Annotated in this window: 22 protein-coding genes; 10 read left to right on the forward strand and 12 right to left on the reverse strand. The window is 70.8% G+C overall.

What is annotated here, in order from left to right; translation table 11 throughout:
• The coding region (locus tag CCL05_RS16085; protein WP_244204292.1) for an MFS transporter at positions 1–826 on the reverse strand (826 nt) is incomplete at its 3' end.
• A 79-nt stretch (positions 827–905) separates the two neighbouring features.
• On the opposite strand from CCL05_RS16085, the gene CCL05_RS16090 reads away from it, so the two are divergent.
• The gene (locus CCL05_RS16090; RefSeq protein WP_086561193.1) at positions 906–1,598 is read left to right on the forward strand and encodes a FadR/GntR family transcriptional regulator; all 693 of its coding nucleotides are present in this window, start codon (positions 906–908) and stop codon (positions 1,596–1,598) included.
• On the opposite strand, the gene CCL05_RS16095 is transcribed toward CCL05_RS16090, so the two are convergent.
• The 3 genes from CCL05_RS16095 to fabG form a co-directional block, all read right to left on the reverse strand.
• Positions 1,576–1,926 (reverse strand): hypothetical protein, encoded by a 351-nt coding sequence (locus tag CCL05_RS16095; RefSeq protein ID WP_086561194.1) that lies wholly within the window; start codon positions 1,924–1,926, stop codon positions 1,576–1,578. The two genes, CCL05_RS16090 and CCL05_RS16095, sit on opposite strands and share 23 nt — an antisense overlap.
• 200 nt (positions 1,927–2,126) lie before the next feature.
• Positions 2,127–2,894 carry an enoyl-ACP reductase FabI gene (gene fabI, locus CCL05_RS16100; RefSeq protein ID WP_086561195.1) on the reverse strand — a complete coding sequence of 256 codons (768 nt, stop codon included), beginning with the start codon at positions 2,892–2,894 and terminating at the stop codon, positions 2,127–2,129.
• 5 nt (positions 2,895–2,899) lie between these two features.
• Entirely contained in the window at positions 2,900–3,619 is a 720-nt protein-coding gene (gene fabG, locus CCL05_RS16105) for a 3-oxoacyl-[acyl-carrier-protein] reductase (RefSeq protein WP_086561196.1), read from the reverse strand.
• A gap of 272 nt (positions 3,620–3,891) precedes the next feature.
• On the opposite strand from fabG, the gene CCL05_RS16110 reads away from it, so the two are divergent.
• From CCL05_RS16110 to tyrS, 3 genes are read left to right on the forward strand one after another with little or no spacing between them, the layout of a single operon-like run.
• The gene (locus CCL05_RS16110; RefSeq protein ID WP_086561197.1) at positions 3,892–5,415 is read left to right on the forward strand and encodes a TldD/PmbA family protein; all 1,524 of its coding nucleotides are present in this window, start codon (positions 3,892–3,894) and stop codon (positions 5,413–5,415) included.
• Positions 5,412–6,806 carry a metallopeptidase TldD-related protein gene (locus CCL05_RS16115; protein ID WP_086561198.1) on the forward strand — a complete coding sequence of 465 codons (1,395 nt, stop codon included), beginning with the start codon at positions 5,412–5,414 and terminating at the stop codon, positions 6,804–6,806. Before CCL05_RS16110 ends, CCL05_RS16115 begins: the two co-directional genes overlap by 4 nt.
• Positions 6,807–6,862: 56 nt before the next feature.
• The gene (gene tyrS / locus CCL05_RS16120) at positions 6,863–8,131 is read left to right on the forward strand and encodes a tyrosine--tRNA ligase (RefSeq protein WP_086561199.1); all 1,269 of its coding nucleotides are present in this window, start codon (positions 6,863–6,865) and stop codon (positions 8,129–8,131) included.
• 91 nt (positions 8,132–8,222) lie between these two features.
• On the opposite strand, the gene CCL05_RS16125 is transcribed toward tyrS, so the two are convergent.
• Entirely contained in the window at positions 8,223–8,498 is a 276-nt protein-coding gene (locus CCL05_RS16125) for a GlsB/YeaQ/YmgE family stress response membrane protein (protein WP_086561200.1), read from the reverse strand.
• A 244-nt stretch (positions 8,499–8,742) separates the two neighbouring features.
• Between CCL05_RS16125 and CCL05_RS16130 the strand changes: the two genes are divergently transcribed.
• Together CCL05_RS16130 and CCL05_RS16135 are read left to right on the forward strand one after the other, a co-directional pair.
• Entirely contained in the window at positions 8,743–9,138 is a 396-nt protein-coding gene (locus tag CCL05_RS16130) for a DUF3099 domain-containing protein (protein ID WP_086561201.1), read from the forward strand.
• Positions 9,139–9,355: 217 nt separating this feature from the next.
• Positions 9,356–9,571 (forward strand): hypothetical protein, encoded by a 216-nt coding sequence (locus CCL05_RS16135; protein WP_086561202.1) that lies wholly within the window; start codon positions 9,356–9,358, stop codon positions 9,569–9,571.
• A 6-nt stretch (positions 9,572–9,577) separates the two neighbouring features.
• Here the strand turns inward: CCL05_RS16135 and moaA are convergent, their stop codons facing one another.
• The 3 genes from moaA to CCL05_RS16150 form a co-directional block, all read right to left on the reverse strand.
• Positions 9,578–10,567, reverse strand: a complete 990-nt coding sequence (gene moaA / locus CCL05_RS16140; protein WP_244204293.1) for a GTP 3',8-cyclase MoaA — start codon at positions 10,565–10,567, stop codon at positions 9,578–9,580.
• 171 nt (positions 10,568–10,738) lie between these two features.
• A complete protein-coding gene (locus tag CCL05_RS16145) occupies positions 10,739–12,364 on the reverse strand; it encodes a solute symporter family protein (RefSeq protein ID WP_086561204.1) in 1,626 nt (541 codons plus the stop codon).
• The gene (locus tag CCL05_RS16150) at positions 12,361–12,717 is read right to left on the reverse strand and encodes a DUF485 domain-containing protein (RefSeq protein ID WP_086561205.1); all 357 of its coding nucleotides are present in this window, start codon (positions 12,715–12,717) and stop codon (positions 12,361–12,363) included. Before CCL05_RS16150 ends, CCL05_RS16145 begins: the two co-directional genes overlap by 4 nt.
• Positions 12,718–12,970: 253 nt before the next feature.
• On the opposite strand from CCL05_RS16150, the gene CCL05_RS16155 reads away from it, so the two are divergent.
• From CCL05_RS16155 to CCL05_RS16170, 4 genes are all read left to right on the forward strand, one after another.
• Positions 12,971–14,500 carry a S8 family peptidase gene (locus tag CCL05_RS16155; protein ID WP_086561206.1) on the forward strand — a complete coding sequence of 510 codons (1,530 nt, stop codon included), beginning with the start codon at positions 12,971–12,973 and terminating at the stop codon, positions 14,498–14,500.
• Between the two features lie 59 nt (positions 14,501–14,559).
• Positions 14,560–16,080, forward strand: coding sequence for a S8 family peptidase (locus CCL05_RS16160; protein WP_086561207.1), 1,521 nt, complete (start codon positions 14,560–14,562; stop codon positions 16,078–16,080).
• Between the two features lie 77 nt (positions 16,081–16,157).
• The gene (locus CCL05_RS16165; RefSeq protein ID WP_086561208.1) at positions 16,158–16,679 is read left to right on the forward strand and encodes a hypothetical protein; all 522 of its coding nucleotides are present in this window, start codon (positions 16,158–16,160) and stop codon (positions 16,677–16,679) included.
• A 67-nt stretch (positions 16,680–16,746) separates the two neighbouring features.
• On the forward strand, positions 16,747–17,760 hold the full coding sequence (locus CCL05_RS16170) for a CopD family protein (RefSeq protein WP_244204294.1): 1,014 nt from the start codon (positions 16,747–16,749) through the stop codon (positions 17,758–17,760).
• A gap of 24 nt (positions 17,761–17,784) precedes the next feature.
• On the opposite strand, the gene CCL05_RS16175 is transcribed toward CCL05_RS16170, so the two are convergent.
• The 4 genes from CCL05_RS16175 to CCL05_RS16190 form a co-directional block, all read right to left on the reverse strand.
• Positions 17,785–18,465 carry a lysoplasmalogenase gene (locus CCL05_RS16175; protein ID WP_086561231.1) on the reverse strand — a complete coding sequence of 227 codons (681 nt, stop codon included), beginning with the start codon at positions 18,463–18,465 and terminating at the stop codon, positions 17,785–17,787.
• Positions 18,462–19,346 (reverse strand): sterol desaturase family protein, encoded by an 885-nt coding sequence (locus tag CCL05_RS16180; RefSeq protein WP_086561210.1) that lies wholly within the window; start codon positions 19,344–19,346, stop codon positions 18,462–18,464. The genes CCL05_RS16175 and CCL05_RS16180 overlap by 4 nt, the downstream gene beginning before the upstream one ends.
• 107 nt (positions 19,347–19,453) lie before the next feature.
• On the reverse strand, positions 19,454–20,068 hold the full coding sequence (locus CCL05_RS16185; protein WP_086561211.1) for a hypothetical protein: 615 nt from the start codon (positions 20,066–20,068) through the stop codon (positions 19,454–19,456).
• Positions 20,065–20,412: a hypothetical protein gene (locus CCL05_RS16190; RefSeq protein ID WP_086561212.1), complete on the reverse strand. Its 348-nt coding sequence runs from the start codon at positions 20,410–20,412 to the stop codon at positions 20,065–20,067. The genes CCL05_RS16185 and CCL05_RS16190 overlap by 4 nt, the downstream gene beginning before the upstream one ends.
• Positions 20,413–20,416 lie beyond the last annotated feature (4 nt).

Genomic DNA, 20,416 nt, shown 5'->3' on the forward strand with positions numbered 1-20,416 from the left:
CCGGCCGGTCGCCGTCGGTCTCGCGGTCCCGCATCGGCCGGTCGCCGTCCGCCTCCGGGTCCCGCACCGGCCGGTCGCCGTCGGTCTCCGGGCTCACGGACCGCTCCCCCGGCCCGGACGCGACTCCGGCCCGCTCCCCCGGCCCGGACGCCGCCGTACCCGCCGCACGCCCCCGTACGAACGGCAGCCACGGCAGGACGGCCGCCACGGCCAGCCCCGCCCACAGGGCGAGGCCCGACTGCCAGCTGCCGCCCAGGGCGTCGGTCAGGGGCACCGTGACCGCTGCCGCGAGGGCCGTGCCCAGGGCGAGCGCCATGGAGTACAGGCCGGTCATGGAGCCGACGCGGTCGGGGAACCAGTGCTTGACGATGACCGGCATCAGGACGTTGCTGACCGCGATGCCCATGAGGGCGAGGGCGCTGGCGGCCAGGAAGCCGGCCGTGCCGCCGGCGTACGGCCGGATCGCCAGGCCGGTGGCGATGGCGGCCATGCCGGCGCACACCACGGCGCCGGCTCCGAAGCGGCGGGCGAGCCGCGGGGCCATGACGCCGAAGACGGCGAAGCACAGCGGCGGCACGGAGGTGAGCAGCCCGGCCACGCTGCCGCTCATGCCGAGCCCGTCGCGGACCTCCTCCAGGAGGGCGCCGAGGCTGGTGATGGCGGGGCGGAGGTTCAGCGCGGACAGCACGATGCCGAGGACGAGCAGCCGCATCGTCCACGCGCGCGTGGCGGAGCCGCCGGGTTCCCGGGCCTCGTGCACGGCCGAACTGCGTACGGTCGGGGGCGTCATCGTCCGGGTTTCCTCGCTAGCCATGAGGCCCATCATAGAATCATAGGATGATTGACTGTCCACTCGGTTCCCTCCCGGGGCACGCTCCGGCGCCCCGGTCGTGCGAAGGTGTGCCATGCCCCTGAGCCATCCCCGACGTTCGGCGCTCTCCGAGCAGGTCATCGCCGCCCTGCGGGCCCAGATCACCTCCGGCGAGTGGCCGGTCGGCTCCCGCATCCCGACCGAGCCCGAACTGGTCGAGCAGCTGGGTGTCGCCCGCAACACGGTCCGCGAGGCCGTCCGCGCCCTGTCGCACAACGGCCTGCTGGACATCCGCCAGGGCTCCGGCACCTATGTCGTGGCGACGAGTGAGCTGGCGGGGGTGATGCAGCGGCGGTTCGCCGGCGCCGACCCCCGGCACATCGCCGAGCTGCGGTCCACGCTGGAGTCGGCCGCGGCCAGGCTGGCCGCTGAGCGGCGTACGGAGAAGGACCTCAAGCAGCTCGACGCGCTGCTGCTGCGGCGTGAGGAGGCCTGGGAGTCCGGTGACGCGGAGGCGTTCGTGACGGCGGACGCCACCTTCCACCTGGCCGTGGTGTCCGCCTCGCACAACGACGTGATGACGGCCATGTACGCGGACCTGGGCGAGGTGCTGCGGGACTGGCTGCGCGAGGACGTCGGCGAGGAGCTGACGCCGGAGACGTACATGGAGCACGCGCGGCTGCTCGACGCGATCCGCACGGGCGACGCGGCGCAGGCGGCGGCGGAGGCCGCTCGCTATCCGTTCCTGTGCCGCCTGGGCGGGTTCAGCCCGCCCGCCGGTGACTGATCCACACGTCGCCGACTTCCTTCCAGCAGCGTCCCGTCAGCCGCACGGTCTGCGCGGGCCCGGCCTCCACCGGGGAGCTGTCGGTGTCGATGTCCCACCAGCGGGCGCACTCGACGTGCAGGCTCACGCGGTCGGCCTCGGGGTACGGATTGTGGCAGTACACGGTCACCTTGGAGCCGGTGACGCGGATCCGGCACGCGGCACCGAAGGGGGCGGCCGACTCGTGCTCGCCGGCGGGCACGCGCGCGTGGGACACCGCTTCGTACGCCAGGGTCAGGACGAGGGCGACGGCGAGGGACAGTGAGGCCGTTCGGCGGGACAAGCGCACAAGGGGACCTCCTCGGCCGTGCTGGGGAGGGGCTCGCGTGGTGAACGCGTACTCCAGGGTGCCCAGTTGTGCGCCTCCTCCGCCCGGCCGGATGAGCCGAACGGGTGACGCCCCGCTCCCCGCGCGCTGCGGGGAAACGGGGCGCCGACGACGTACGGGAGATCAGGCTCCGTACGGGAGATCAGGCTCCGTACGCGGGATCAGGCTCCGATGGCGTGCAGACCGCCGTCCACGTGGATGATCTCGCCGGTGGTCTTCGGGAACCAGTCGCTCAGCAGCGCGACGACCCCGCGGCCGGCCGGCTCGGGGTCCTTCAGGTCCCACTCCAGCGGGGAGCGGTTGTCCCACACGGAGGCCAGCTCGCTGAAGCCCGGGATGGACTTGGCGGCCATGGAGCCGAGCGGGCCGGCCGAGATCAGGTTGCAGCGGATGTTCTGCTTGCCCAGGTCACGCGCCATGTAGCGGCTGGTGGCCTCCAGGGCGGCCTTGGCCGGGCCCATCCAGTCGTACTGCGGCCAGGCGAACTGCGCGTCGAAGGTCAGACCCACGACGGAGCCGCCGTTCTGCATCAGCGGCAGGCAGGCCATGGTGAGCGACTTCAGGGAGTACGCCGAGACGTGCATGGCCGTGGCGACCGACTCGAACGGCGTGTTGAGGAAGTTGCCGCCGAGGGCGTCCTGCGGGGCGAAGCCGATGGAGTGGACGACGCCGTCGAGGCCGCCGAGCTCCTCGCCGACGATGTCGGCCAGGCGCCCGAGGTGCTCGTCGTTGGTCACGTCGAGCTCGATGACCTTGACGGGCTTGGGGAGCTTCTTGGCGATGCGCTCGGTCAGCGTGGGCCGCGGGAACGCCGTGAGGATGACCTCGGCGCCCTGTTCCTGGGCCAGCTTGGCGGCGTGGAAGGCGATGGAGGCCTCCGTCAGCACACCGGTGATCAGGACGCGCTTGCCCTCGAGAATTCCGCTCATGGTGATCAGTGACCCATTCCCAGTCCGCCGTCAACAGGGATGACGGCTCCAGTGATGTACGAGGCGTCGTCCGAGGCGAGGAACCGCACCGTCGCGGCGATCTCCTCCGGCTGCGCGTACCGGCCGAGCGGGACCTGCTTCACGATGCCGGCGCGCTGCTCGTCGGAGAGCACAGCGGTCATGTCGGTCTCGACGAAGCCGGGCGCGACGACGTTGAAGGTGATGTTCCGCGAGCCCAGCTCACGGGCGAGGGAGCGCGCGAAGCCGACGAGGCCGGCCTTGGAGGCGGCGTAGTTGGCCTGCCCCGCGGAGCCGAGCAGCCCGACGACCGACGAGATCAGGACGACGCGGCCCTTCTTGGCGCGCAGCATGCCGCGGTTGGCGCGCTTGACCACACGGAAGGTGCCGGTGAGGTTGGTGTCGAGGACGGACGTGAAGTCCTCCTCGGACATGCGCATCAGGAGCTGGTCCTTGGTGACACCGGCGTTGGCGACGAGGACCTCGACGGGGCCGTGGGCCTCCTCGATCTCCTTGTAGGCCTGCTCCACCTGCTCGGCGTCGGTGATGTCGCACTTGACGGCAAGGCAGCCCAGATCTGTCAGGGCCGCCGGGGGCTCACCCGAGCGGTACGTGATGGCGACCTTGTCGCCGGCATCGGCGAAAGCACGGGCGATGGCGAGGCCGATGCCCCGGTTGCCTCCGGTGACGAGAACCGAGCGGCTCAACGGATCACCCTTTCGGTAGCGGTCTGATACCCCGCCCGGGCGCCTGGACGACAGGCGGCGATGACAGGCGGCTTCCCCGAAAACCTATCGGTCCGGGCACGCCCGCGGACAATCGGGCACCGACAGTGGCGTACGGGACTCACTGTCGGGTCCCTACAGAAACCCGCGCGACCGGGTCGGGAAACTCGTGGCCCGCGCGCGGGCCGAGACGACATGATCGGAGCAGTCACGAAGTACGGCGACCACCCTCACCTCGACAGAAAGAGACGGCGGTGCCTCATACCATCGACGAGGCCTTCACGGCCCTCCCCCTACGCGCCCTCGCCGACGCCGCCCTCGCACGCGCGCGTGCGTTGGGCGCCGAGCACGCGGACTTCCGGTTCGAGCGGGTGCGCAGCGCCTCCTGGCGGTTCCGGGACGCCAAGCCCGCCGGGTCGTCGGACACCACCGACCTCGGGTACGCGGTGCGCGTCGTGCACGGCGGTACGTGGGGTTTCGCCTCGGGGGTGGATCTCACTCTTGACGCCGCCGCAAAGGTGGCCTCCCAGGCGGTGGCCATGGCGAAGCTCTCGGCACAAGTGATCAAGGCGGCCGGGTCGGACGAGCGGGTGGAGCTGGCCGACGAGCCGGTGCACGCCGACAAGACCTGGATCTCGTCGTACGAGATCGATCCGTTCACCGTGCCCGACGAGGAGAAGGCCGGGCTGATCGGGGACTGGAGCGCGCGGCTGCTGGCTGCCGCCGGGGTCGACCATGTGGACGCCTCGCTGCTCACCGTCCACGAGAACAAGTTCTATGCCGACACCGCCGGGACCGTGACCACGCAGCAGCGGGTGCGGCTGCATCCGGTGTTCAACGCCGTGTCGGTGGACGAGTCGAGCGGCGAGTTCGACTCGATGCGCACCCTCGCGCCGCCCGTGGGACGCGGCTGGGAGTATCTGCGGGGCACCGGCTGGGACTGGGAGAGCGAGCTGGAGCAGATCCCGGAACTGCTCGCCGAGAAGATGCGGGCGCCGAGCGTCCAGGCGGGCCTGTACGACCTGGTCGTCGACCCGTCCAACCTGTGGCTGACCATCCACGAGTCCATCGGGCACGCCACCGAGCTGGACCGGGCGCTCGGTTACGAGGCCGCCTACGCCGGCACCTCCTTCGCGACCTTCGACCAGCTGAACAAGCTGCGGTACGGCTCGGAGCTGATGAACGTCACCGGCGACCGCACCGCCGAGCACGGGCTCGCCACCATCGGGTACGACGACGAGGGCGTCGCCGGGCAGTCCTGGGACCTGGTGAAGGACGGCACGCTCGTCGGCTACCAGCTGGACCGGCGGATCGCGCGACTGACCGGCTTCGCGCGGTCCAACGGCTGCGCCTACGCCGACTCCCCCGGGCACGTGCCGGTGCAGCGCATGGCCAACGTGTCGTTGCGGCCGGACCCGGCTGGGATGTCCACCGAGGACCTCATCGGGAGCGTGGAGCGGGGCATCTACGTCGTCGGCGACCGGTCCTGGTCGATCGACATGCAGAGGTACAACTTCCAGTTCACCGGGCAGCGTTTCTACCGGATCGAGAACGGGCGGCTCGCCGGGCAGCTGCGGGACGTGGCCTACCAGGCGACGACGACCGACTTCTGGGGCTCGATGGCCGCGGTGGGCGGTCCGCAGACCTATGTCCTGGGCGGCGCCTTCAACTGCGGCAAGGCCCAGCCGGGCCAGGTCGCGGCCGTGTCGCACGGCTGCCCGTCGGCCCTCTTCAAGGGCGTCAACATTCTGAACACGACCCAGGAGGCCGGTCGATGAGCCCCCGTACCAGCAAGCCGCACGAGGTCGTCGAGCGCGCCCTCGAACTGTCCCGGGCGGACGGGTGTGTCGTCATCGCCGACGAGCAGTCCACCGCCAACCTGCGCTGGGCGGGCAACGCGCTGACCACGAACGGGGTCACGCGCGGACGCACGCTCACCGTCGTCGCCACGGTCGACGGCAAGGAGGGCACGGCCTCGGGGGTCGTGTCGCGGTCCGCCGTGACGGCCGACGAGCTGGAGCCCCTGGTGCGGGCCGCCGAGGCCGCCGCGCGCGGCGCCGGGCCCGCCGAGGACGCGCAGCCGCTGGTCACGGGTGTGGCGCAGGCGCCGGAGTTCACGGAGGCGCCCGCCGAGACCTCCTCCGCCGTGTTCGCCGACTTCGCTCCGGCGCTCGGCGAGGCCTTCGCACGCGCGCGTGCGGGCGGCCGGGAGCTGTACGGCTTCGCCAACCACGAGTTGGTGTCGACGTATGTGGGGACGTCCACGGGGCTGCGGCTGCGGCACGACCAGCCGAACGGGACGCTGGAGCTGAACGCCAAGTCGCCGGACCGGACCCGGTCCGCCTGGGCCGGTCGTTCCACCCGGGACTTCAAGGACGTCGACCCGGCGGCGCTGGACGCGGAGCTGGCCGTGCGCCTCGGGTGGGCCGAGCGGCGTGTGGAGCTGCCCGCGGGCCGGTACGAGACGCTGCTGCCGCCGACGGCCGTCGCGGACCTGCTGATCTACCAGATGTGGTCGGCGTCGGGCCGGGACGCGACGGAGGGCCGCACGGTGTTCTCCAAGCCGGGCGGCGGCACGCGGGTCGGCGAGAAGCTGACCGATCTGCCACTGACCCTGCGCAGCGACCCGGACGAGCCCGGTCTGGAGTCGGCGCCCTTCGTGATCGCGCACTCCTCGGGGGGCGACCAGTCGGTGTTCGACAACGGGCTGCCGCTCGCGGCCACCGAGTGGATGAGCCGGGGCGAGCTGCGGCACCTGACGACCAGCAGGCACAGTGCCGGGCTGACCGGGCTGCCGGTGGCGCCGGGGATCGAGAACCTGATCCTGGACGGGGGCGAGGACCGCTCCCTGGAGGAGATGGTCGCGAACACCGAGCGCGGGCTGCTGCTGACCTGCCTGTGGTACATCCGGGAGGTCGATCCGGCGACGCTGCTGCTCACGGGTCTGACCCGGGACGGCGTCTACCTGGTCGAGAACGGCGAGGTGACCGGCGAGGTGAACAACTTCCGGTTCAACGAGTCGCCGGTCGGTGTCCTCGGCCGGGCCACGGAGGCCGGGCGCACCGAGAAGACCCTGCCCAGGGAGTGGAGCGACTGGTTCACCAGGGCCGCGATGCCCGCGCTGCGCGTCCCGGATTTCAATATGAGCTCTGTCAGTCAGGGCGTATAACCTCGTAGTCGGCTGTCACCCGACTGCCCGAAGATCATCAAGGAGACACGAGAACCGTGACGGACATCGTCGACGAGCTGAAGTGGCGCGGGCTGTTCGCCCTGTCCACTGACGAGGACGCTTTGCGCAAGGCGCTCGCGGACGGTCCCGTCACGTTCTATTGCGGCTTCGACCCGACGGCGCCGTCGCTGCACGTGGGGCACCTGGTGCAGGTGCTGACCGTGCGCCGGCTCCAGCAGGCCGGTCACCGGCCGCTGGCGCTGGTCGGCGGGGCCACGGGCCTGATCGGCGACCCGCGTCCGACGGCGGAGCGCACGCTGAACGACCCGGAGACGGTCCGCGGCTGGGTCGACAAGCTGCGCGGCCAGATCGAGCCGTTCCTCTCCTTCGAGGGCGAGAACGCGGCCGTCATGGTCAACAACCTCGACTGGACGGAGAACCTCTCCGCGATCGAGTTCCTCCGGGACATCGGCAAGCACTTCCGTGTCAACAAGATGCTGACCAAGGACTCCGTCGCCCGGCGCCTGGAGTCCTCCGAGGGCATCAGCTACACGGAGTTCAGCTACCAGCTCCTCCAGGGCATGGACTTCCTCCAGCTCTACCGGAGGTACGGCTGCACGCTCCAGCAGGGCGGCAGCGACCAGTGGGGCAACCTCACGGCGGGCCTGGACCTGATCCACCGGCTGGAGCCGGACGCCTCGGTGCACGCCATGGCGACGCCGCTGATGACCAAGGCGGACGGCACCAAGTTCGGCAAGACCGAGGGCGGCGCCGTCTGGCTCGACCCGGAGATGACGACGCCGTACGCGTTCTACCAGTTCTGGCTGAACGTGGACGACCGGGACATCTCCACGTACATGCGCATCCTGTCCTTCCGCTCCCGCGAGGAGCTTCAGGAGCTGGAGAAGCAGACCGAGGAGCGTCCGCACGCCCGTGCCGCGCAGCGTGCGCTGGCCGAGGAGCTGACGACGCTGGTGCACGGCGCGGACCAGACGGCCGCCGTGATCGCCGCGTCCAAGGCCCTCTTCGGGCAGGGCGAGCTGGCGGAGCTCGACGAGCGGACGCTGGCCGCGGCCCTGTCGGAGGTGCCGCACATCCAGGTCGCCGAGCTCGGCCCGGCCGTCGACCTATTCGCCGAGGTCGGCCTGGTGGCCAGCAAGTCGGCCGCGCGGCGCACGGTCAAGGAGGGCGGTGCCTACGTGAACAACGTCAAGGTCGCCGCCGAGGACGCGGTCCCCGCCAAGGAGGACCTGCTGCACGGCCGCTGGCTCGTGCTGCGCCGGGGCAAGAAGAACCTGGCGGCGGTGGAGGTCACGGGCGCCTGAGCGCGCGAGGACGTGAGGAAGGGGGGCGGTCTCCGGTGCCGGAGGCCGCCCCCCTTCGCCTGTTGCCCCGTTCATGCTCTCGTCTGCCTCGTTAAGCCCTTCGCCTGTCTCCCCTGACCGCCGTCCAGGCCCGGTCGCCGAGACCGACGAGGATGATCGCCATCGCCAGTTGGAAGACATGCCGCCACCAGTCGATGCCCGCTGTGGCGTCGACACCGGCCGCCCGGGCGATCACGTTGCCGGCGATGCCGCCGATGATGCCCAGGATGACGGTCAGCCACAGGGGGATGTGCTGCTTGCCCGGAATGATCGCCTTGGCGAGCAGACCGAGTACCAGTCCCACGATGATCGCCCACAACCAGCCCATCGCTGCCTCCTCGTACGGCTCGACGTGAGCACTACGCCCAGTGTCGGCCCAGGTGCCCTACGCCGCATGCCGGGGATGGCCCTACACAGCACGGGCCAGGCCGTTCGCCCGGGCCGGACCGGCCCCGGTCTCGTAGCCGACGCAGACGCGGCGTAACGTGGAAGCTGCCCTGGGCAGGGTCCCCGACCGGCCGAGGGCGGCTACGGGGCGGGGAGAGTGCGATACGGGCGGATGGTGGAATGCGATGCGGAAGCAGCATGGCGGCGGACACGTCCAGGTTTTCCGGATCACCGGCGCCCGGGCAGGGCTTCAGGAGGACGTCCGCGGGCGGCAGCGGCGGTACGTGATCTCGATGACGGTCCGCACGATCTCCGTGATTCTCGCGGCCACACTGTGGAACGTCGAACGGCACGTCGCCGTCGTGGCGTTGGTGCTCGGGCTGGTGCTGCCGTACATCGCGGTGGTGATCGCGAACGCCGGGCGCGAGAACGCGCCGTCCCTGCCGTCCACGTTCGTGGTGCCGCCGGTGCGGCCGATGATCGCGCCGCCGGAGGCGCAGGACGGCCCCGCGGAATCCGTCGCGGAAGACGCCGTGTCCGGGACGGTGCCGGGGGCGCGGGCCGAGTCGCAGGAGCGGTAGGAGCGCTCGGGGGCGGGTCACGGACGCACGTCACCTTCCCGCCAAGCTCAAGAAAAGCTCAGATCAATCATGTTGTTCCAGTGCCGGGCTCGGGGTTACCCGTGACATACTTCGTACGCGCTCCGCATCCCCCGTCGGAGCGACGGACCGACGCCGGGCAGCTCCCCCCGTGGCTGCTCGGCGTCGCCTTTTCTGTGTGCAGTGGTGAGACGAATCTGTGAGTGACGAGACGCCCATCTGTTCCGCGAAGGGCTGCCGTACGGATGCCGTGTGGGTGCTGGCGTGGAACAACCCGAAGATCCATACGCCGGAGCGGCGCAAGACGTGGCTGGCCTGTGAGGACCATCGCGAGCATCTGTCGCAGTTCCTCGGGGTGCGGGGATTTTTGAAGGACGTGGTTCTTCTCGAGGAGTGGGAAGAGACCGACCGCTGAGGTCCCTCAGCCCCCGATCGCCGACATCGGCCGGTCCGGCTGCACGAACGTCGGGTCGTCCAGGCCCGCTCCCGCCTTCTTGCCCCACATCGCCAGGCGCCAGATGCGGGCGATCTCCTCGTCCGGGGCGCCCGAGCGCAGGGCGGCGCGCAGGTCGGTCTCCTCCTGGGCGAACAGGCATGTGCGGATCTGTCCGTCGGCCGTGAGGCGGGTGCGGTCGCAGGCCGCGCAGAAGGGGCGGGTGACGGAGGCGATCACGCCGACGACATGCGGGCCGCCGTCGACCAGCCAGCGCTCCGCCGGTGCCGAGCCGCGTGCTTCCTCGCCCTCGGGGGTCAGCTCGAAGCGCGTGCGCAGGGAGGTCAGGATGTCGCCTGCCGTGATCATGCCGTCGCGCTTCCAGCCGTGCTGGGCGTCCAGGGGCATCTGCTCGATGAAGCGCAGCTCGTAGTCGTGCTCCACGGCCCAGGCCAGCAGGTCGGGGGCCTCGTCGTCGTTGAGCCCCGGCATCAGGACCGAGTTGACCTTGACCGGGGTGAGGCCCGCGTCGCGCGCGGCGTGCAGGCCCTCGATGACGTCCTTGTGGCGGTCGCGGCGGGTGAGGGTCTTGAAGACGTCCGGCCTGAGCGTGTCGAGGGAGACGTTGACCCGGTCCAGGCCTGCCGCCTTCAGCGCCGCCGCCGTGCGCTTGAGGCCGATGCCGTTGGTCGTGAGGGACATCTGCGGGCGCGGTTCGAGCGCCGCGACGCGCTCGACGATGCCGACCAGGCCGGGGCGCAGCAGGGGCTCGCCGCCGGTGAAGCGGACCTCCTCGATGCCGAGGGAGGTGACCGCGATGTCGATCAGGCGGACGATCTCGTCATCCGTGAGCAAGTCCGGCTTGGCCAGCCACTGCAGGCCCTCCTCGGGCATGCAGTACGTACAGCGCAGGTTGCACCGGTCGGTCAGTGAGACCCTCAGGTCGGTGGCCACTCGGCCGTAGGTGTCGATGAGCACGTGGGCCCCCTCCCTCGACGCGGATCGTGCCCGGAGCACTTCTTCTCCGACACCAGAGAGCCTACGTGACCCCACTGACATCCCCACAGGCCCGATCCCATGACGCGGGACGCGGCCGCGTCGCAGGGACCTGGAGGTTCCTACGACGCGGCCGCGCGAGGGGGTTGGTGCTCAGTGGGCGCCGGTGCCGGTCAGGGACCGGACCTCCAGCTCGGCGTACTTCTTGACGTCCGGTTCTTCCTTGGACAGGACCGTGCCGAGCCAGCCCATGAGGAAGCCGAACGGGATGGAGATGATGCCCGGGTTCTTCAGCGGGAACCAGGCGAAGTCGACCTCGGGGAACATCGCCTTCGGGTCGCCGGAGACGACGGGCGAGAACAGCACCAGGCCGACGGCGACGATCAGGCCGCCGTAGATCGACCACAGGGCGCCCTGGGTGGTGAACCGCTTCCAGAACAGGCTGTAGAGGATCGTCGGCAGGTTGGCGGAGGCCGCGACGGCGAAGGCGAGCGCGACCAGGCCGGCCACGTTCAGGTCGCGGGCCAGGGCGCCCAGGCCGATGGAGACGATGCCGATGAAGAGGGTCGCCCAGCGGGCCGCGCGGACCTCCTCGGCGCCGGAGGCCTTCCCCTTGCGGATGACGTTGGCGTAGATGTCGTGCGCGAAGGACGACGACGAGGCGAGGGTGAGGCCGGCGACGACGGCGAGGATCGTCGCGAAGGCCACCGCCGAGATCGTGGCGAGCAGGATCGCGCCCCAGGTCGAGTCGACACCGCCCAGGTGCAGGGCGAGCAGGGGTGCCGCCGTGTTGCCGGACGGGTTGGACGCGATGATCTCCTCCTGCGAGATGAGCGCGGCGGCGCCGAAGCCGAGCGCGATCGTCATCAGGTAGAAGCCGCCGATGATGCCGATGGCCCAGTTCACGGACTTACGGGCGGCCTTGGCGTCGGGCACCGTGTAGAAGCGGATCAGGATGTGCGGCAGGCCGGCGGTGCCGAGCACCAGGGCGATGCCGAGGGAGATGAAGTCCAGCTTGGAGGTGCCGGTCATGCCGTACTGGAGGCCGGGCTCCAGGAAGGCGGCACCCTTGCCGCTGTTCTCGGCGGCCGTGCCGAGCAGCTCGGAGATGTTGAAGTTGAACTTCAGCAGCACCAGGAACGTGATCAGGATCGTGCCGCCGATCAGCAGCACGGCCTTGACCATCTGGACCCAGGTGGTGCCCTTCATACCGCCAATGGAGACGTAGACGATCATCAGGACGCCGACGAGGGCGACGATCAGGATCTTGCCGGCGTCGGAGGTGATGCCGAGCAGCAGCGAGACGAGGACGCCGGCGCCGGCCATCTGGGCCAGCAGGTAGAAGATCGACACGACGATCGTGGAGGTACCGGCGGCGGTGCGGACCGGGCGCTGGCGCATGCGGTACGCGAGCACGTCGCCCATGGTGTAGCGGCCGGAGTTGCGCAGCGGCTCGGCCACCAGGAGCAGGGCGACCAGCCAGGCGACCAGGAAGCCGATGGAGTAGAGGAAGCCGTCGTAGCCGAAGATGGCGATCGCGCCGGCGATGCCGAGGAACGACGCGGCCGACATGTAGTCGCCGGAGACGGCGAGGCCGTTCTGGAAGGCGCTGAACTGGCGTCCGCCCGCGTAGAAGTCGGCGGCGTCCTTGGTCTGGCGGCCCGCCCAGATGGTGATGCCGAGGGTGGCGAGGACGAACAGCGCGAACAGGGTGATGATCAGCGGGCGGTGCTCGCTGGCCTCGTTCGCGGCGAGAAGGGTCTGCTGTGCGGGGCTCATGCGCCGCCCTCCATCCGGGACTTGATGGCCTCGGCCTTGGGGTCGAGCTTCGCGGCGGCGTGCCGCGAGTACCACCAGGCGATGAGGAACGTGGTGACGAACTGGGCGACGCCGAGGATCAGGGCGACGTTGATGTTGCCGAACAGCTTGGTGCCCATGAAGCCGCCCGCGTAGTTCGACAGCAGGACGTACAGCAGGTACCAGGCGATGAAGGCGACGGTCAGCGGGAAGGCGAAGGAGCGGTAGGAGCGGCGCAGTTCACCGAACTCCGCGCTCTCCTGCACCTCGCTGAACTCCTCGGGTGAGGGGAGTTTGTGTTGCTCTTTCGAGGGGGGCGGTGCGTCGGTGGCCACGGAGAGTCTCCTCGCGATGACGGAAGCGGTTGTGAACAGGGACGGAGGCGAGTGTCCTCGCCCTCCTTGTCCAACGTCACGGCGGCACGCGAGAACCGGTTCAACCGCGCGGCGTTCTTTCCGAAGTCGTTTCGGCAAAACGTTGCTGGCAGCGAGAGCGCGGGATAGCTTCGCCCTGCACCACCTCGTCATGTACCTGCCCGAGCACCACCTGTGCCTCGGGCCGGTTTCGTTTCCAGGATGTGGAGACCCCATGTCTCACTTGCGTTCCAGACGCCGGCTCGCCCTCGCCGTGCCCGTCGTGCTGTCCCTGACGGCCTCGCTGGGCTTCCTGCCCGCCGCCGCGTCGGCGGCCCCGCAGGCGGAGTCGGCCGCCCGGACGGCGGACGCGCCGCAACTGGCGTACGTCGTCAACACCAAGGTGGACCGTCACACGATCGCGTCGGTGAAGAAGGCGATCGGGGAGGCCGGCGGCTCGGTCGTGGCCACGTACGAGCGGATCGGCGTGATCGTCGTCCATTCCTCGAACGCCGGCTTCGCCACGACCATCCGCAAGGCCCGCGGGGTCCAGTCGGCGGGTGCGACGCGTACGACGCCCCTGGCGGCCGCGGGGACGAAGGAGGAGGGTGCGGTCGAGTACCTGACGGCCGCTCAGGCGAAGCGCGCCGAGGCCGCCTCGGCGAAGACGCCCGAGAGCGAGCCCCTCGAGGCCGACCAGTGGGACCTGCGCGCGATCGGCGCCGACAAGGCCGCGCGGATCAATCCGGGCAGCCGCAAGGTGACCGTCGCCGTGATCGACACCGGCGTGGACGACACCCACCCCGACATCGCCCCGAACTTCTCCGCGTCCCAGTCCGCCAACTGTGCGGGCGGCAAGCCCGACACCAGCGAGGGCGCCTGGCGGCCGTACACCGCCGAGGACTACCACGGCACACATGTCGCGGGTGAGATCGCCGCCGCGCGCAACGGAATCGGCGTGGCCGGCGTCGCACCTGGTGTGAAGGTCTCCAGCATCAACGTGACCGACCGGGCGAACGGTCTCTTCTACCCGGAGAGCGTGGTGTGCGCCTTCGTGTTCGCCGCCGACCACGGCGTCGAGGTCACGAACAACAGCTACTACACCGATCCGTGGCTCTACAACTGCATGGACGACCCCGACCAGCGCGCCATCGTCGACGCGGTCAACAGGGCCCAGCTGTACGCCCAGAAGAAGGGCACGCTCAACGTCGCCGCGGCCGGCAACTCCAACCACGACCTGGCCTCGGACGCGATCGTCGACGACTCCAGCCCGGACGACTCCACCCCCGTCGAGCGCACCATCGACCCGCACGAGTGCTTCGACGTGCCGAACCAGCTGCCGGGTGTCGTCACGGTGAGCTCGACGGGCGTCGACAACGTGAAGTCGTACTTCTCGACGTACGGCGAGGGCGTCGTCGACGTCGCGGCGCCGGGCGGCGACCGGCGCTACCAGATACCCGACACGCCCTCGAAGGACGGCCGCATCCTGTCCACGCTGCCGAACGGCGCGTACGGCTTCCTCCAGGGCACCTCGATGGCCTCCCCGCACGCCTCCGCCGTCGCCGCGCTGCTGAAGTCCAAGCACCCGTGGGCGTCCCCGGCCCAGCTCCAGGACCTGCTGAAGGCACAGGCCGACCGGACGGCCTGCCCCGAGGCGTACGACCAGGACGGTGACGGCACGCAGGACGCGGTGTGCGAGGGCGGCAAGCGCGTCAACGGCTTCTACGGGTACGGCATCGTCAACGCGCTGCGCGCCGTCAAGTGACGCGCGTTTCCCAGACCTTCCGCACAGATCGCCCGTACCGTGAACGAACTGGAGAAAGCATGACTGCGCCGCACGCGCGCTACCGCCGCGCCGTCGCGATCCCGGCCGGGATGGCCATGGCCACGGCCCTCGCGTTCCTGCCGAACACCACGGCCACGGCCGCCGACGAGGCGCCCGCGCCGGTCTCGGCCGACGCGACCTCGCTCAGCTACGTCGTCAACGTCAAGCCGGGCCACGGCACTTCGGCGTACGTGAAGAAGGCCGTCGGCAAGGCCGGGGGCACGATCGTGACGTCGTACGACCAGATCGGCGTCATCGTCGTCCACTCCTCGAACCCCGACTTCGCCAAGACGATCCGCACGGTGCGCGGGGTGCAGTCGGCCGGTGCCACCCGCACCAAGCCGCTGCCGTCGGCGTCGACGGGCGACCTGGGCACGCCGAAGGCGTTGAGCGCGGCCGAGGTCGCCCGGGCCAAGGCCCCGGCCGGGCAGGACCCGCTGGAGCCGCAGCAGTGGGACCTGCCCGCCATCAAGGCGGACAAGGCGCACGAGAAGTCGCTGGGCAGCAAGAAGGTCACGGTCGCCGTGATCGACACCGGTGTCGACGACACCCACCCCGACATCGCGCCCAACTTCGACCGGGGCGCGTCGGTCAACTGTGTCTCGGGCAAGCCCGACACGTCCGACGGGGCCTGGCGGCCGGGCGCCGCGGAGAGCCCGCACGGGACGCACGTGGCGGGTGAGATCGCCGCCGCGAAGAACGGCGTCGGCATGACCGGTGTCGCGCCCGGCGTGAAGGTCTCCGGCATCAAGGTGTCCAACCCGGACGGCTTCTTCTACACGGAGGCCGTGGTGTGCGGCTTCGTGTGGGCGGCCGAGCACGGGGTCGACGTGACGAACAACAGCTATTACACCGACCCCTGGTACTTCAACTGCAAGAACGACCCGGACCAGAAGGCGCTGCTGGACGCGGTCGGCCGGGCCTCGCGGTACGCGGAGAAGAAGGGCGCGGTCAACGTCGCGGCGGCCGGCAACGAGAACTACGACCTGGCCTCCGACGAGATAACCGACCCGTCCTCGCCGAACGACACCACGCCGGGCGACCGGGTCGTCGACCCGTCGAAGTGCCTCGACATCCCGACCCAGTTGCCGGGTGTCGTCACGGTCGCGGCGACGGGCGCGAAGGGCATCAAGTCGTCCTTCTCCAACCACGGGCTGGGCGTCATCGACATAGCCGCCCCGGGCGGCGACTCGACCGCCTACCAGAAGCCGGACGCGCCGGCCACGAGCGGCCTCATCCTGGGCACGCTGCCGGGCGGCAAGTGGGGCTACATGGCCGGTACGTCGATGGCGTCCCCGCACGTCGCGGGCGTCGCCGCCCTCATCAAGTCGACGCACCCGTACGCCTCTCCGGCCCTGGTGAAGGCCCTGCTGTACGCCGAGGCCGACGCCACGCCGTGCACGGACCCGTACGACATCGACGCCGACGGCAAGGTCGACGCGGTGTGCGAGGGCTCCAAGAACCGCAACGGCTTCTACGGCTGGGGCATCGCGGACGCGCTGGACGCGGTGACCAAGTAGAGCTCGTGTGGAGGTAGTCCGGGCCGGGCGGGGGCACCCGCCCGGCCCGCTTCATGTCTAGGGCAGGATTCCTTGTCATGGACGTGTACGTGGATCCGGCGACCTGGGCAGCTCAACCGGTCCGGCCGAGATGGCAGTTGGCCCTGCGGTTCGCCGGGAGTGTGGTGTGGTTTCCGGTGGTGTGTGTGCTGTGGGCGGCGGTGCTGGCCGCGTTTCTCGTCGTCGGCGAAGTGGTCACGGCGTTCAGCGACAGACTCGAACGGGGCTACCTCCGCGTCATGGACGTGACGATGAACAAGGTCGGGCGGCTGGCCTCCTGGTGCGTGACCTGGCCGGAGCTGCGGCATGAGGGAGATGCCGAGTACTACAAGGCGCGCGTGGACAAGGCGGTCGCGAAGCGGACCGCCCGGGCCTCGGCTCCGGTCAAGAAGAACAAGCCGCGGCCGCCGGCCGAGTGCGCGATACCGCTGCGGGCCTACCGGGGCATCGGCGCCTGGTACGTCGCCGAGGTCGCGCTCGCGCAGGGGTGGGAGCTGCGGCCGTCGGATGTGCGCAAGGAAGTCCGCCTGTGGTGGGCGGCCGCGTCGAAGGCCGCCTGAGCCAAGGCCGTCCGAGTTCGTTCCCGGGGATTTGCCCAGCCGTGTGAAGGCTGGTGAAGATCTCGGGGTGACTTTGACAAGACCCGTCGCCGCCTTGGTGCTGGTGGCGCTGGCCGCGCTGATCCCGCTGCTCGGCCCGTCCTCCGCGTTGCACGGCACCGGGGAGGCCGCCGCGCCCGGCGCCGGTGGCGTGGCCCTGCTGCGCACGGCGCTGTTCGCGGCCCTGTGCGTACCGGTCGGCGAGCTGTTCGTGAACCGGCTGGCGCGTTCCGTGCCGGGTGCGTTCGTGAACGGGCCACCGGCGCGTTCCGTGCCGGGTACGGAGGAAGCCGCCGGCCGCCCGGCTGTGCCGTGCAGTTGGTCGCCGTTCGCGGCCGTCACCGGCTTCGTCGCCGCGCTCGGGCTCGCCTCGGTCGTGGCGACGGGCTATCTCGTCCCTGACGGCCTGTCGGACATCGACGTCGGCGGGCTCTACGCCTCCCGGGACGGCAAGCTCGCCCTGCTGGAGGTCAACGCCTTCCTCGCGGCCGGGCTGTGTGCCGTCTCGCGCCGGCCGGTCACACAACTGTGGCCGCTGGGCGCCGTGGTCGTCGCCGAGGCGTTGCGCGCGCACCCCACGACCGAGCACACCCCGCTGACCGGCTCCGGGCTGACGCTCGTCCATCTGACCTGTGCGGCGCTGTGGACGGGCGGTCTGCTGCACGCGCTGCGGACCCTGCGGCGATGGCACGGCCGCTACGGCACGCAGGCGGGCGCGGCCCTGCTGGGTCTCTACGCGCGCGTGGCGACCGTTCTGCTCGCCGCCATCACCGCGACGGGCGTGTGGAGTTCGCTGCGCCGGATGCCGCCGGAGACGGTCCTTCAGCAGCTGACGGCGACGGCGTACGGGCGGGCCCTGCTCGCCAAGGTGCTCCTCGTGGCCGCCGTCGCCGCCCTCGCCCTGTGGGCCCGGCGGCGGCTGCGCCGGGCGGCCGACCCGCTGAGCGCCTGTGCGCCGGCGTGGGCGGAGGTGGTCGCACTGGGCCTGGTGGTCGCCGTGTCCGGACTGCTGACGGCCCTGCCGCTCCCGATCCGCTGGTGACCGCTCCCCCTCCGCCGGTGCCCCTCAGGCGGCGCGCATCTCTCCGTACGTCGCGGCCGGTGCCCTGCGCGCGTTGAGCGCCCCGAGCGTGCCGCCGGCCAGCAGGGCCTGTGCGGCGATGTACGTGAGCATGATCCAGAAGTCCGGCCCGGGCGGCTGCGGCCAGTCGGCGACGCCGGTCGCGATGAGCGTGTCGGACAGCAGGAAGAGCGCGCCTCCGAGTCCGGTGAAGAGGCCGAGCCGGATGGCGGCCCGGTACGCCATGGCCGTGAGCAGGAGGCTGTACCCGGCGACGGGCAGGCGCAGGTCGGCGGGCAGGTCCGGCCACAGCAGCGCGACGGTCGTGACGAGGGCGGTGGCGTAGCCGAGGGCGAGGAGGGCCGCACGCGCGCGGGGGACGGCGTACCGGCTGCCGTGCCTGGCGAAGAGGACGAGGTAGCAGACGTGCCCCGCCGCGAAGCAGCCCATGCCGGCGAGGAAGGCCGGCTCGGCGCCGGACAGCAGCAGCACGTCCCCGCCCCAGCCGCACAGCAGGGCGGCCACGAGCGGCCGGGGGGCCCGGCGCAGGACGGCCCAGAGCGCCAGGAGCGGCATCAGCAGCGGCTTGGCGACGGTGTGCCCGGCGTCGAAGCCGGCCGTGAGGCAGAGGAGGTCGACGACGACGGCGAGACCGAAGGCGCCGAGGAGGAGCCGGGAGTGGCTCACGCCGACGCGCTCTCGGCAGCCGTACCGGCAGGGGACACCGGCACCTCGGCCGGCGCGGGCCCCCACCCCGGTCCCCGGAACACGCGCCCCGCGCGCTCACGCCAGTCACGCGCCGCCTTCAGGTCCCTCGCGATGGCCGCGTACTCGTGCGTCGCCACCTTCAGCGGGTTGTACGTGTCGATGTTCTTGGTCAGTCCATACACGGGCCGCACGGTCTCGGCGACGAAGGATCCGAACAGCCGGTCCCAGACGATGAGGATGCCGCCGAAGTTGCGGTCGAGGTAACCGCCCTGGGAGGCGTGGTGGACCCGGTGGTGCGACGGGGTGTTGAAGACGAACTCGAACCAGCGGGGCATCTTGTCGATCCGCTCGGTGTGGATCCAGAACTGGTACACGAGGTTCGCGGAGGAGCAGAACGCCAGCGCGGCGGGGTGGACTCCGGCGGCGATGAGGGGCACGTAGAACGGCCACACGGTCAGGGACGTCCAGGGCTGGCGCAGCGCGGTGGTGAGGTTGAACTTCCGGCTGGAGTGGTGGACGACGTGGCAGGCCCACAGGATGCGGATGACGTGGTGGCCGCGGTGGGACCAGTAGTAGAAGAAGTCCTGCGCGAGCAGCATCAGCGGGACGGTCCACCACAGCACGGGCACGCGCAGGGGCGTGAGTTCGTAGAGGGCCGTGTAGACGGCCACGATCGGGATCTTCCAGAGGAAGTCGAAGACGAGACTGCCGAGCCCCATGCCGACGCTCGTCGCGGCGTCCTTCGCCTCGTAGCCCGCCGCGTCCTCGTCAGGATGGAGACGGCAACTCACCATCTCTACCACCGTGAGCAGCACAAAGGCGGGTATCGACCACAGCACGACATCGGGCAGGTTCGGCATGCCTGAACCGTAGGGCGGCCGTCCCGCCCCGACCAGACGTTGTTACCCACAAGTATTACCGACGGTACGCGCTTGCTTCTTGGCGATCTCCGCCAATGGCCGCGCCGTCAGCACCGTCGCGTCGGCGTGACCGACCGGACCGTGCCGATCGGGATGCTGCGGTACTCCCCTCCCTTCGCCGGTTTGATGGTGACCGCCGTGGCGTCGCTCATCACCAGCTCCCCGCACCGCACACCGCCGGCCGTGGTCACCAGGACGTACGGCCCGCCCTCCCGGGAGTTCGCGGGATCGTCGACGGGCACGAGCCAGGAGACCGCGATCGCGGCGACGATCGCGCACAGCCCGGCGACGGACAGCCGCCGCGCCCGGATCAGGGCAGCCTGCGTGCGCACGACCTCGTCCAGGACGGCGGCGAGCAGCCGGTCACCGCTCAGCCAGGTCTGCCGGCCGAGCGGACCGTGCGCGGCCCGCACGGCTCCCAGGGCACCGGAGAGCAGCAGCACGAAAGCCAGCACCAGCAGCAGTGCCGTGGTCCAGCGCCAGGCGCCCGGCATGCCCGCGACGCTCTCGCGGCCCTTCAGGACGAAGACCACGCCGACCAGCCCCGTGAGCCCGGTCAGCCCGTTGCGCCAGCCCTCGGCCTGTCGGCGTACGGCGCCCAGCTGGTCGTACTGGAGCTGCTGCCCGAGCTGGGCGAACCGTTTCCTGGCGAGGTCGGTCACGACGCCGCCCCGTGCACGGGCGGCGGCACCGGGACGTCCCAGAAGGCACCACAGCCCGAGTCGGGAGACTCCGGCGGCCGCTCGGGGTGGGGGTAGCCGCAGGCGCAGTAGACGGGGATGCAGCCGGTGAGGGGCTCGGGCTCGCTCCGGTCCCGGCGCCACAGCCGCTTGGGCGGACCCAGCACTCCGTAGGCGACCCGGAAGACGGTTGCCGCTCGGCACGTCGGGCACAGTCCCGTCACGGTGTACCAGCGGCCGTCCTCGGAGCGTGCGACGGTGAAGGGCTCCTCCGGGTCGACGGTGACCTCTTGTTCACGGAACTCGGTCGGAACGTGATCGGGCATGGCT

It is taken from the genome of Streptomyces africanus, assembly GCF_002150735.1.
GTDB classification, from domain to species: domain Bacteria; phylum Actinomycetota; class Actinomycetes; order Streptomycetales; family Streptomycetaceae; genus Streptomyces; species Streptomyces africanus.